Annotated in this window: 12 protein-coding genes; 6 read left to right on the top strand and 6 right to left on the bottom strand. The window is 40.8% G+C overall.

Translation table 11 applies throughout. The features are described from left to right. The first annotated feature begins 14 nt into the window (after positions 1–14). Both dusC and DPV92_RS01555 read left to right on the top strand, forming a co-directional pair. A complete protein-coding gene (gene dusC, locus DPV92_RS01560; protein WP_111353350.1) occupies positions 15–968 on the top strand; it encodes a tRNA dihydrouridine(16) synthase DusC in 954 nt (317 codons plus the stop codon). Position 969: 1 nt separating this feature from the next. Beyond that, a complete protein-coding gene (locus tag DPV92_RS01555) occupies positions 970–2,034 on the top strand; it encodes a YcjF family protein (protein WP_111353349.1) in 1,065 nt (354 codons plus the stop codon). A 68-nt stretch (positions 2,035–2,102) separates the two neighbouring features. On the opposite strand, the gene groL is transcribed toward DPV92_RS01555, so the two are convergent. The 4 genes from groL to DPV92_RS01535 form a co-directional block, all read right to left on the bottom strand. Continuing rightward, entirely contained in the window at positions 2,103–3,746 is a 1,644-nt protein-coding gene (gene groL / locus DPV92_RS01550) for a chaperonin GroEL (RefSeq protein ID WP_111353348.1), read from the bottom strand. Between the two features lie 19 nt (positions 3,747–3,765). Then, the gene (locus DPV92_RS01545) at positions 3,766–4,056 is read right to left on the bottom strand and encodes a co-chaperone GroES (RefSeq protein ID WP_005706053.1); all 291 of its coding nucleotides are present in this window, start codon (positions 4,054–4,056) and stop codon (positions 3,766–3,768) included. A 113-nt stretch (positions 4,057–4,169) separates the two neighbouring features. Then, on the bottom strand, positions 4,170–4,991 hold the full coding sequence (locus DPV92_RS01540; RefSeq protein WP_111353347.1) for a D-alanyl-D-alanine carboxypeptidase family protein: 822 nt from the start codon (positions 4,989–4,991) through the stop codon (positions 4,170–4,172). Between the two features lie 76 nt (positions 4,992–5,067). Then, positions 5,068–6,105, bottom strand: coding sequence for a glycosyltransferase family 9 protein (locus DPV92_RS01535; RefSeq protein WP_111353346.1), 1,038 nt, complete (start codon positions 6,103–6,105; stop codon positions 5,068–5,070). A 187-nt stretch (positions 6,106–6,292) separates the two neighbouring features. Here DPV92_RS01535 and argG point away from each other — a divergent pair, with 187 nt between their 5' ends. Continuing rightward, on the top strand, positions 6,293–7,624 hold the full coding sequence (gene argG, locus DPV92_RS01530) for an argininosuccinate synthase (protein ID WP_111353345.1): 1,332 nt from the start codon (positions 6,293–6,295) through the stop codon (positions 7,622–7,624). Positions 7,625–7,706: 82 nt separating this feature from the next. Beyond that, positions 7,707–8,171 carry a ribonuclease HI gene (gene rnhA / locus DPV92_RS01525; protein WP_111353344.1) on the top strand — a complete coding sequence of 155 codons (465 nt, stop codon included), beginning with the start codon at positions 7,707–7,709 and terminating at the stop codon, positions 8,169–8,171. 57 nt (positions 8,172–8,228) lie between these two features. Here rnhA and DPV92_RS01520 read toward each other — a convergent pair whose 3' ends face one another. Beyond that, positions 8,229–8,684, bottom strand: coding sequence for an NfeD family protein (locus DPV92_RS01520; RefSeq protein ID WP_111353343.1), 456 nt, complete (start codon positions 8,682–8,684; stop codon positions 8,229–8,231). A 21-nt stretch (positions 8,685–8,705) separates the two neighbouring features. Beyond that, the gene (locus DPV92_RS01515; RefSeq protein WP_111353342.1) at positions 8,706–9,623 is read right to left on the bottom strand and encodes an SPFH domain-containing protein; all 918 of its coding nucleotides are present in this window, start codon (positions 9,621–9,623) and stop codon (positions 8,706–8,708) included. Positions 9,624–9,916: 293 nt separating this feature from the next. On the opposite strand from DPV92_RS01515, the gene DPV92_RS01510 reads away from it, so the two are divergent. Together DPV92_RS01510 and purF are read left to right on the top strand one after the other, a co-directional pair. Further along, positions 9,917–10,423 carry a CvpA family protein gene (locus DPV92_RS01510; protein ID WP_111353341.1) on the top strand — a complete coding sequence of 169 codons (507 nt, stop codon included), beginning with the start codon at positions 9,917–9,919 and terminating at the stop codon, positions 10,421–10,423. Positions 10,424–10,436: 13 nt separating this feature from the next. Continuing rightward, positions 10,437–11,963, top strand: a complete 1,527-nt coding sequence (gene purF / locus DPV92_RS01505; RefSeq protein WP_111353340.1) for an amidophosphoribosyltransferase — start codon at positions 10,437–10,439, stop codon at positions 11,961–11,963. Positions 11,964–12,027: the final 64 nt, after the last annotated feature.

Below are 12,027 nucleotides of genomic sequence, written 5' to 3'. Positions count from 1 at the left end.
ATATGAGGTCTCAAATGCTCCCTCAAGTTATTTTAGCCCCAATGCAGGGCGTGTTAGATCCTTTTGTTCGTAAGCTACTGACCGCTGTGAACGATTATGATCTTTGTATTTCTGAATTTGTCCGTGTGGTTGATCAAAAACTGCCTCGCAAAACTTTTTACCGCCTCTGCCCTGAATTGCACAACCAAGGCTTAACAGATTCTGGCACGCCCGTTCGTGTGCAACTTCTGGGGCAATATCCTGAATGGTTGGCAGAAAATGCAGAACTTGCAATTGAATTGGGTTCGCATGGTGTTGATCTCAACTGCGGTTGTCCGTCTAAAACGGTAAATGGCAGTCAAGGCGGTGCGGCATTATTGAAAACACCTGAGTTGATTTATCAAGCCACAAAAGCCATTCGAGCCGCGGTGCCTAAAGAGCAACCTGTTTCGGTGAAAGTGCGTTTAGGTTGGGATAGTAGTGAGCAATGCTTTGAAATTGCCGATGCAGTCGCACAAGGTGGAGCGAATGAAATCACGGTGCATGGTCGAACCAAAATGGACGGCTACCGTGCCGAACGGATAAACTGGCAAGCGATTGGTGATATTCAAAAGCGGTTGAGCATTCCTGTGATTGCCAATGGCGAAATTTGGGATTATGCTTCTGCAAAACAATGCCAAGAAATCACCGCTTGCAGCCGTTTAATGATTGGTCGCGGAGCCTTGAATACCCCAAATTTAAGCCGAGTGGTGAAATTCAATCAAGCCAAAATGCCGTGGGCAGAAGTGCTGCAACTGCTTTATCAATATGTACAAATGGAAAATGAGCACGATTCTGGCTTTTACCACGTGGCACGCATTAAACAGTGGTTGCATTATTTGGATAAAGAGTACCCAGAAGCAATGCAGCTGTTCCAAATTTTGAAAACCGAACACGGATATGAGGGCTTGAAAAAGCATATTGAGCAAGCGGTCGAAAAAGGAGCGTAAAATGCAAAAACAGATTTTTAGCGAAGAAGATATTATCGAACCTCGAGAACGTTACCAAGCGAAGCAAGAGTTTAGCGAAAAGGATGTATTGGAAGAAGATTTAAACGCCTATCAGAACTTGGAAGAGAATCGCGAAGTGGAAGGTGATTTGCTTTTTGAAGAAGATTTCAAACCTTCACGTTTTCGCATCCGCCTAATAATGACCTCTCTCGTGTTATTTTGTATTGCCTTGCTTGCCCAAGGCGTGCAATGGATTGTAAATGCGATTACGGATCAACAATGGATTACGCTTTTCTTTGCGGTTGCCTTTTTATTAATCAGCTTAACAGGCGTGGGAACCATTTTCCAAGAGTGGCGAAAACTACGTAAACTCAGACAGCACGAACTCATGCAACAAGAGTCGGAGCAATATCGAGCCGAATTACCGACGACAAGCGGTGAAAAATCGCAAATCTTTTGCAAACAATTACTTGAGCAAATACAAATAACCCCACAACTTGAACAAAGCCAAAAACAGTGGTTATCGCAAATCAATGAATATCACAATTCAGAACAAGTGATGACTCTATTTAGTGAAACCGTACTTTCTCCGCTTGATAAGCAAGCGCAAAAGCTGATCGCCAAACACGCAAGAGATAATGCCGTGATTGTAGCGTTAAGCCCTGTCGCCATTGCTGACGTGTTGATGGTTGCATGGCGAAATTTTGCCTTAATCAACAAAATTACCCGCATTTATGGTATGGAACTAGGCTATTTCAGTCGCCTACATCTGTTCAAAATGGTAATCAAAAATATGGTCTTTGCGGGCACTACAGAGTTAGTCGCGGGCATGTTGTCGCACAACGTATTGCGTAGACTCTTCGGGCAAGCTATCCAAGGCTTAGGCGTGGGGATTTTAACTGCCCGATTAGGCATTAAAGCAATGGAATTTTGCCGCCCTATGATGTTCCAACCTCACGAAAAACCGAGCTTAAAAGCGATGAGTAAGGAGATTTATTTGTCGTTGGTGAATTCGGAGCAGAAAGAGGTGTTTGTGAAAAATACTAAAGAAAAAGTAGAGCAGTGATTTTGTTTGCCATTCCTAAAAAAACACCCGAGTTTTCACTCGGGTGTTGCTTTAAGAAATAGGGAGAATTACATCATTCCGCCCATGCCTCCCATACCGCCCATTCCAGCAGCTAGGTCAGCTTTTTCATCTTTTGGAAGATCGGTCACCATACATTCAGTGGTAATCATCAAGCCTGCGATTGATGCAGCGAATTGTAATGCTGAACGCGTTACTTTTGTTGGGTCTAAGATACCCATTTCTAACATATCGCCGTATTGTTCAGTGCCTGCGTTATAACCGAAGTTACCTTTGCCATCTTTCACGTTACGAGCAACAACTGATGCTTCTTCGCCTGCGTTAGTCACGATTTGACGAAGTGGAGCTTCCATCGCACGTAATGCTAAACGAATACCAACGTTTTGTTCTTCGTTGTCGCCTTTTAATTCTTCAGCCACTTTGCTTGCTGCACGAACTAATGCTACACCGCCTCCTGGTACAATACCTTCTTCCACTGCTGCACGAGTCGCGTGAAGTGCATCATCCACACGGTCTTTTTTCTCTTTCATTTCAACTTCGGTTGCAGCACCAACTTTGATAACAGCCACACCGCCTGCTAATTTAGCAACACGTTCTTGAAGTTTTTCTTTATCGTAATCTGAAGTTGAATCTTCGATTTGTTGGCGAATTTGAGCTACGCGTGCTTTGATTTGTGCTTCATCACCTACGCCATCAATGATGGTTGTATTGTCTTTGGTGATTACTACACGTTTTGCTTGACCAAGCTCTTCTAATGTCGCTTTTTCAAGCTCCATACCGATTTCTTCCGAAATCACAGTACCTGCAGTTAAAATTGCAATATCTTGTAACATTGCTTTACGGCGATCACCGAAACCAGGTGCTTTAACCGCTGCTACTTTCACGATACCACGCATTGTGTTCACGACTAAAGTTGCTAATGCTTCACCTTCGATATCTTCAGCAATGATTAACAATGGTTTGCCTGCTTTCGCAACTGCTTCTAACACCGGTAAAATTTCGCGGATGTTTGTGATTTTTTTATCTACTAATAAGATGTATGGGCTATCTAATTCAACGGTACCTGCTTCAGGCTTGTTGATGAAATATGGTGATAAGTAACCGCGGTCAAATTGCATACCTTCCACTACATCTAATGCATCATCTAAACCTGTGCCATCTTCAACGGTAATTACGCCTTCTTTGCCCACTTTTTCCATTGCTTGAGCAATTAATTGACCTACGGTTGCATCAGAGTTTGCAGAAATTGTACCCACTTGCTCGATCTCTTTTGCGGTTTCGCAAGGTTTTGAAATCGCTTTTAATTCGCTTACCACTGCTGCAACTGCTTTATCAATACCGCGTTTTAAATCCATTGGGTTCATTCCCGCTGCAACTGCTTTTAAGCCTTCGTTTACGATAGCTTGAGCAAGCACTGTTGCGGTTGTTGTACCGTCACCCGCTGCATCGTTTGCTTTAGAGGCAACTTCTTTTACCATTTGAGCACCCATGTTCTCGAATTTATCTTCTAATTCGATTTCACGTGCTACTGAAACACCATCTTTAGTGATGGTTGGTGCACCGTAAGCTTTATCTAAAACAACGTTACGACCTTTAGGACCCAAAGTTACTTTGACTGCGTCTGCTAATACGTTCACACCTTTTAACATTTTTACGCGTGCATCGTTACCAAATTTAACGTCTTTTGCTGCCATTTTTATATTCCTTTTTTAATTATTCTACAATCGCCAAAATATCGTTTTCAGAAAGAATTAACACTTCTTCGCCATCAATTTTTTCTGATTTCACGCCATAACCTTCGTTGAAGATCACCACGTCACCAACTTTTACCGCTAATGGTTGCACATTGCCATTTTCTAATAAACGACCTGTACCCACCGCAATTACTTTACCACGGGTAGATTTAGTTGCTGCAGAACCTGTTAAAACAATTCCGCCTGCTGATTTTGTTTCTACTTCTTCACGTTTTAAAATTACTTTATCGTGTAATGGACGAAGAGCCATATTTCAATTCCTCTGTTAAAAATTAAACAATTTACGCTTTTGGGCGTCACGCCAATTAAATGGAGCTATGCTCAGCATTTTCAAGGGCAAAAATAAAAAAATTAGTACATAGATTATGAATCATCATTATCTGAAAAATGATGATTGTGAGCCAAACTCGCACAACCATATTGTTCTAGCTTAGTTTTCGTAAAATTTGACCGCTTGGCAGAACTACGATTATTCAAACTAATTACGCCAATGGTCGCATTATTACCACAACGATGTTTATTTACAAACACCAAGTTGTAACCCGATTCACGAATATAGCCTGTTTTATTCAATGCTGCATCGAAAATCTCTTCTCGCACTAATGCACTGGTATTTTGCATAAATACACGGCGATTGCCCACTTGCACAAGCGTTGCTCTTTCATTCGATAATTTTTGTAATTCAGGTTTTTTCAACGAGTATTTCGCCAATTTCACCAAATCCATTGCACTAGACACGTTACTACTTGATAAACCAGAGCTATCACTAAAGTGGGTTGCCGTCATCCCCAATTGACGAGCCTTTTCATTCATTTTTTGAATGAACTGAGCACGGCTTATTCCTGCTGAGCGAGAAAGAGCGTGAGCAGCATAATTATCAGAGTGCACAATCATTGCTTTTAATAATTCATCACATGAAATCGGTGTATTTCTTGGTAATTTTGTACTTGTACCTTTAATGGTATCCTCGTCGTCACGTATAATAGATGCCATACAGTTTTTCTGTTTATTATTTTCTAAAAAGATATTTGCCGTCATCAATTTAGTGACAGAAGCAATGGGTTGAGAAGAATGAGGATCATGACTTTCAAGTACGCGATCGTGAGTAAAGTCATAGACAACGTAAGATTGTGCCAATGTGATACTTGGTAGAGCTAAACAGGAAAGCAGAATTTTTTTTAACATAATGTGAATAGATATATTGCAGGCTAATAAGAAGGTCTAGTGTAACAAATTTCTCTTGACTAGACCATTGAAAGAACTAGGCTTTTTGCCAATTTCTTTCCACAAAAGGGATAATCTCTTTGAGTGCTTTCTCAATAGAAATTAGGCTCAAATTCATCTGCGAAGCACGATCGTGTGCTAATGGCGGCATAAAAGCAAGATGTTTTCCCTCTGCGTTAATTGGTCGCCAACGTTGTGGTTGGGCAGAAAGTCGGCTTGGGTAGAAGCCGATAGTTGGCACGTTTAATGCTCCCGCAATATGTAACGGACCTGTTGAACCTGCAATAAAAAGATCGGCACAAGCAATTGAATGGCTAAAATCTTGCAAGCCATCATTTTTGGCATAAACCGCCGCTTTTTGTGTAAGTTGAGATGCCAATGCGTTTGCTCGTGCTTCCTCGCCTTTTCCTGCCGTTAAAATTACTTGGCAATCAAAGTGTTCGGTTAAGTTATTAAGTAATGTCGCATATTGTTCAAGCGAAAGACTGGTTGCTGAACCACCAGTAGAGCTATGTACAAAGACCCATTTACAAGCGGTTGAAATGTCCAAAAGTTTTGCTAATTTGGTTTTTTGTGTGGCAATCTCTTGTTCACTAAATTGCAAATAGGGCACAGAAGGTTCAATAACAGGAATATCTTGTTTTTCTAAAAATGCACGAGACAAATCTAAATTGTATGCCGATTCCGCTTTTGCTGATTGAGAACGGCGCTGGGTTAAGCGATGGTTATATAAAAATTGAAACAACTTTGTTGCAGGAGCAAGACGATATTTTATCCCGCTTTTCCACGCGAGCTTAGCGTTATACCAATCAGATACAAATGAAATTACGGCATCAAATTGCTCTTTTTTGACCGCTTGTAATACGTTTTGAAATGCCACAGGATCTTTTTTATTTGAGGCATCGATGATGACCTTATCAATAGAGGGACAAAGTTCCGCAAGTGGTGCAGTGTAGCTTGGCACAAGAGCGGTAATTTCAACATCGGGTAACGATTGTTTGAGCATCGTAAAAGCGGGAAAGCAGACCATAAAATCACCGATTTTATCGTTGCGGATAACAAGGATTTTTTTCATTTTGAGACTCTTTTATTCATTTCAAGCGGTCGATTTTTCGCTAAAGTTTGCAAAAATAGTAAATTCAACAATTTAGCTAAATTTTAGATGAAATTTGTTTTTTTTTCTAATAGAATGTGTCAGTTTTACTTACTCGCAACCGTTTGCGGTTGGTAATTTTCCATTCATTTCAAATATAGGAATTTGTATGTCAGCAACAATTTTAGAATCTCTCCCATTAGGTCAAAAAGTGGGTATCGCGTTCTCAGGCGGTTTAGACACTTCAGCAGCATTACTTTGGATGCGTAAAAAAGGTGCGGTGCCTTATGCTTACACGGCAAACTTAGGGCAGCCAGACGAAGATGATTACAATGCAATTCCGAAAAAAGCAATGGAATACGGTGCGGAAAATGCACGTTTAATCGACTGTCGCCAACAATTAGCCCACGAAGGGATTGCGGCAATTCAATGTGGTGCATTCCACATTTCAACAGGCGGTATTCCTTACTTCAACACTACGCCACTTGGTCGTGCGGTAACGGGGACAATGCTTGTGGCAGCAATGAAAGAAGATGATGTAAATATCTGGGGCGATGGCTCAACGTTCAAAGGTAACGACATCGAACGTTTCTACCGGTACGGTTTATTAACTAACCCGAAATTAAAAATTTACAAACCGTGGTTAGATAATCAATTTATCGACGAGCTTGGTGGTCGTTTTGAAATGTCTCAATTCTTAATCGCAAACGGCTTCGACTATAAAATGTCAGTAGAAAAAGCTTATTCAACCGACTCAAATATGCTTGGTGCAACGCACGAAGCGAAAGACTTAGAGGAATTAAGCACTGGAATGAAAATCGTCAAACCGATTATGGGCGTGGCATTTTGGGATGAGTCTGTTGAAATCAAACCTGAAACTGTGACCGTTACTTTTGAAGAAGGTGTGCCAGTTGCCTTAAACGGCAAACGTTTTGACGATGCAGTAGAGTTAATTCTTGAAGCAAACCGCATTGGTGGTCGCCACGGTTTAGGTATGTCAGACCAAATTGAAAACCGTATCATCGAAGCGAAATCTCGTGGTATCTACGAAGCTCCTGGAATGGCGCTATTACACATCGCTTACGAACGTTTGGTAACAGGTATTCACAACGAAGATACCATCGAACAATACCGCATTAACGGCTTACGTTTAGGTCGCTTACTTTACCAAGGTCGCTGGTTCGATCCGCAGGCATTAATGTTGCGTGAAACCGCACAACGCTGGGTAGCGAAAGCGATTACTGGTACGGTAACACTTGAATTACGTCGTGGTAACGACTTCACGATTCTTAATACTGAATCTCCAAACTTAACTTACGAAGCAGAGCGCTTAAGTATGGAAAAAGTGGAAGATGCACCGTTTACTCCAAGTGATCGTATCGGTCAATTAACGATGCGTAACCTAGACATCGTAGACACTCGCGGTAAATTAGCAATTTACACTGATACAGGTTTAATCTCTGCGAATAATCAAGTAGTGCCGCAATTGGGTAGCAGATAAAGAGTCAATGACAACTAAAATTTGTTATATAAATCAATAATGTAGGGGCGTGTTGAACACGCCCTTTGTATTTAAAACTAAAATGAAAAAAGTCGAAATTTTTACTGATGGTTCTTGTTTAGGTAATCCAGGAAAAGGTGGTGTTGGGATTTTACTGCGTTACAACCAGCACGAGAAAACGGTGAGCAAAGGGTATTTTCAAACCACCAATAACCGTATGGAATTACGTGCGGTGATTGAAGCTTTATCAATGTTAAAAGAACCTTGTATGGTCGAGCTAAATTCTGATAGCCAATATATGAAGAATGGCATTCAAAAATGGATTTTTAACTGGAAAAAAAATGATTGGAAAACGAGTGATAAAAAACCAGTAAAAAATAAAGATTTGTGGATAGCTTTAGATCAAGAAATTCAACGCCACCAAATAGAGTGGATTTGGGTAAAAGGGCATTCAGGGCATCGTGAAAATGAAATTTGTGATGAACTAGCCAAACAAGGAGCAAATAACCCTAGTTTGGAAGATGTTGGATACAATCCAGAAATTTAAATATTCAAGCGGTTATATTTTGCGAAACATTTGCAAAATACCACCGCTTATTTTTGTTTATTTATTGGGCTTTTTGACAATAAGCGTAATTCCTTCCACTCGCTCAACATAAATCAAATCAGCTACAGCGAGTTGTTCGCCTTGAATTCGCCAAGTGGTATCACCAAAGATACCTCGACCAATGCCACTAGGTGAAATTTCTTGCACTGTGCCAAATTTACCAATTAGAGCGTGATCGCGTTGATTTAAACTAGAATGTGATTGTGCTTGGCGATCTTTCTCATTTTGATATTTCCACCAAATCACGGAAAGAATACAGGCTAAAACAGCATAAAAAATTGCAAAGACAGAGAGAGGTAATGCAGGGAATAGCCACTGTAATAGGGCAGTGATTAAAGCAGAAAATCCCCACCACATTAAGAAAACACCAGGCGTGAGTACTTCACCAATCAATAAAGCGAACCCGAAAATCAGCCAATGCCATAATGACCAAGTTGTGAGCCAATCCATCATGTTATCCTCTAATATTATGTATTATGTACGTTTTTCGCCTCTCAATAATTCAGCAATGCCCGTCACAGAGCCAATTAAATTCCCCGCTTCAAGAGGCATTAACACCACTTTGCTATTTTGTGAACCACCAATCTCTTTTAGTGCTTCAGTGTATTTTTGAGCAATAAAATAGTTAATCGCTTTGGTATCGCCATCGGCAATCGCATCTGAAACCATCTGTGTTGCTTTTGCCTCCGCTTCAGCAGCACGTTCACGGGCTTCGGCTTGTAAAAAGGCTTCTTGACGCTCACCTTCCGCTTTCAAAATACGCGCCTGTTTTTCCCCTTCAGCACGTAAAATTTGAGCCTGGCGAATCCCTTCTGCCTCTAATACTTCTGCTCGTTTATTTCGTTCCGCTTTCATTTGAGCATTCATTGAATCAATCAGCTCACGCGGTGGACGTACATCACGAATTTCAATACGAGTGACTTTTACTCCCCAAGGGTTGGTTGCTTCATCCACTATTGCAAGTAATCGGCTGTTAATTGAATCTCGTTGTGAGAGCATTTCATCTAATTCCATCGATCCTAAAACAGTACGAATATTAGTCATTGTTAAGTTGATAATCGCCTGCTCAAGGTGGTTTACTTCATATGCTGCACTGCGAGCATCAATCACTTGCACGAAACAAACCGCATCAATGGCAACATTCGCATTGTCTTTAGAAATGACTTCTTGCGAAGGAATATCCAATACCTGTTCCATCATATTGATTTTGCGGCCAACACGATCAATAAACGGCAAGACTAAATTCAGCCCTGGCATTAAGGTGCGAGTGTAGCGACCAAAACGTTCAATCGTCCAGTTATAACCTTGAGGCACGGTTTTAACGGTGGAATATAAAATAACCACTACAAATACCACAAAAATTAAGGCGGCAAGCGTGAATCCATCTAACATTTTTTACTTCCTCTGATGATTGTTTAACCAAGAAAAGTCTAGCAAATTCGTTTCACTTTTTATAGTAGAATCTGCAGAAAATTCTCGTTACAATAACAACCAATGCCTTTACGGTTAAAATCGTAAAGGCATTGTCCTTTAGCGGTCAAAAAGAGAAAAGATTTGCAAAATACTCTGCAAAATCGACCGCTTATTCATTTTCATCAAAATAATGGTGTTTTTTCAACAGTTTGCACTACGCAAACGTTTTCTTTTTTTGTAAAATAGGGTGGCTATTGCCCGTAGAGGTTTTTATGGTTGATATTATTATCGTTGGTTTGATTGCTTTTTCTATTCTGATTAGCTTATGGCGTGGCTTTGTAAGTGAGGCATTATCACTGGCTGGCTGGGTAGTGGCATTTTGGGTAGCAAGTAATTTTTATCCTTATTTGAGTGGTTACCTTACCCAAGTTAACTCTATTTACTTACAAAATTCAGAATATTTACGCAATGGCGTAGCGGCTACAGCACTTTTTGTGATTGTGCTGATTATTTGCGGTGTCATCAATGCGTTATTAAATAAAATTATTTCAACCACAGGCATTTTATCAACTACAGACCGTATTCTCGGTGGAGCGTTTGGTGCATTGCGTGGGATTTTAATTGTCTCCGTGGCACTTTTCTTCCTCGATACCTTTACATCGTTAAGCCAAAATGAGCTTTGGAAAGAGTCGCAACTCATTCCGCATTTTGACTTTATTGTGCAATGGTTCTTTGAGCAATTACAGGCAAATTCTAGTTTCTTAAATTCAACTAAATAGAGGTTACTTTTTTATGTGCGGCATTGTCGGGATTATTGGGGGATCGCCTGTAAACCAAGCGATTTATGATGGATTGACATTACTTCAACACCGTGGGCAAGATGCCGCAGGTATTGTCACTATTGATGAGGAAAACTGTTTTCGCTTACGTAAAGCTAATGGCTTGGTGAGCGAGGTTTTCCGTCAAGAACATATGTTACGCTTGCAAGGTAATGCAGGGATTGGGCACGTTCGCTATCCAACTGCGGGCAGCTCAAGCGTTTCAGAAGCACAACCATTCTATGTAAACTCACCGTTCGGTTTAACGCTCGTGCATAATGGCAACTTAACCAACAGTGCAGAATTAAAAGCGTTGCTTTTCACCGAGGCACGTCGTCACGTGAACACCAACTCTGATTCTGAAGCGTTATTAAACATCTTCGCCCACTATCTTGATCAATATCCAACATCATATCTTTTACCTGAAAACATTTTTGAAACCGTTCGCAAAACTAATCAGATCATCAAAGGGGCTTATGCGTGTATCGCAATGATTATCGGGCACGGTATGGTGGCTTTCCGCGATCCGTTCGGAATTAGACCGCTTGTATTGGGTAAACGCGTGGTAGACGGCAAAACTGAATATATGTTTGCTTCTGAAAGTGTGGCATTAGACATTGTTGGCTTCGAATTTGAACGTGATGTGCTCCCAGGTGAAGCGATTTATATTACTTTCGATGGCGAACTTCATTCTAAAATTTGTGCAGATAACCCAACGCTCAATCCTTGTATTTTTGAATACGTTTACTTTGCTCGTCCAGATTCTGTGATTGATGGCGTTTCAGTTTACGCATCTCGTGTGCATATGGGGGAAATGTTGGGCGAAAAAATCAAACGAGAATGGGGCAGAATTGTGGATGAAATTGATGTGGTTATCCCTGTGCCTGAAACTTCAAATGATATTGCCGTGCGTATCGCCAACGTGCTTTACAAACCATATCGTCAAGGTTTTGTGAAAAACCGCTATGTAGCTCGCACCTTTATTATGCCAGGTCAAGCACAGCGTAAAAGTTCTGTTCGCCGTAAGCTCAATGCGATTGCAGCTGAGTTTAAGGACAAAAATGTATTATTAGTCGATGACTCTATCGTGCGCGGTACAACCTCTGAACAGATTGTCGAAATGGCGCGTGTAGCAGGGGCAAAAAAAGTCTATTTCGCATCGGCTGCACCAGAAATTCGCTATCCAAACGTATACGGCATTGATATGCCAACCAGCGAAGAGTTAGTCGCTTACCATCGTGATGTGGATCAAATCGCAGAGATGATTGGTGTAGATAAATTGATTTTCCAAGATTTATCTTCACTCTTTAAAGCGGTACAACTTGAAAATCCTACCATCAAAAACTTTGACGCATCTGTCTTTACGGGCGAATACATCACAGGCGATGTGAACAAAGCCTATTTAGATGCTATTGCCAATGCTCGTAATGATAAAGCCAAAGCGAAAAATGCGGCTCAATCGGGTAATTTAGAAATTCACAATATCAGTGCAAGTGCATAATCAGTGAAAATCGGGTAAACTAAGAAAAAAGGGCGTTTTTATGCCCTTTCTCTTTAACTTGTAG

Source organism: Pseudohaemophilus paraphrohaemolyticus, from assembly GCF_003253115.1.
In the GTDB taxonomy this organism is placed as follows: Bacteria; Pseudomonadota; Gammaproteobacteria; order Enterobacterales; family Pasteurellaceae; genus Haemophilus_A; species Haemophilus_A paraphrohaemolyticus_A.
Note: the sequence above shows the minus strand (reverse complement) of the source record. Positions and strands in the feature narration are given on the sequence as shown.

Excerpts from the sequence above, each read along its gene's own strand:
- dusC (WP_111353350.1), top strand. The coding sequence starts at position 15 with ATGCTCCCTCAAGTTATTTTAGCCCCAATGCAGGGCGTGTTAGATCCT.
- DPV92_RS01555 (WP_111353349.1), top strand. The coding sequence starts at position 970 with ATGCAAAAACAGATTTTTAGCGAAGAAGATATTATCGAACCTCGAGAA.
- groL (WP_111353348.1), bottom strand. The coding sequence starts at position 3,746 with ATGGCAGCAAAAGACGTTAAATTTGGTAACGATGCACGCGTAAAAATG.
- DPV92_RS01545 (WP_005706053.1), bottom strand. The coding sequence starts at position 4,056 with ATGGCTCTTCGTCCATTACACGATAAAGTAATTTTAAAACGTGAAGAA.
- DPV92_RS01540 (WP_111353347.1), bottom strand. The coding sequence starts at position 4,991 with ATGTTAAAAAAAATTCTGCTTTCCTGTTTAGCTCTACCAAGTATCACA.
- DPV92_RS01535 (WP_111353346.1), bottom strand. The coding sequence starts at position 6,105 with ATGAAAAAAATCCTTGTTATCCGCAACGATAAAATCGGTGATTTTATG.
- argG (WP_111353345.1), top strand. The coding sequence starts at position 6,293 with ATGTCAGCAACAATTTTAGAATCTCTCCCATTAGGTCAAAAAGTGGGT.
- rnhA (WP_111353344.1), top strand. The coding sequence starts at position 7,707 with ATGAAAAAAGTCGAAATTTTTACTGATGGTTCTTGTTTAGGTAATCCA.
- DPV92_RS01520 (WP_111353343.1), bottom strand. The coding sequence starts at position 8,684 with ATGATGGATTGGCTCACAACTTGGTCATTATGGCATTGGCTGATTTTC.
- DPV92_RS01515 (WP_111353342.1), bottom strand. The coding sequence starts at position 9,623 with ATGTTAGATGGATTCACGCTTGCCGCCTTAATTTTTGTGGTATTTGTA.
- DPV92_RS01510 (WP_111353341.1), top strand. The coding sequence starts at position 9,917 with ATGGTTGATATTATTATCGTTGGTTTGATTGCTTTTTCTATTCTGATT.
- purF (WP_111353340.1), top strand. The coding sequence starts at position 10,437 with ATGTGCGGCATTGTCGGGATTATTGGGGGATCGCCTGTAAACCAAGCG.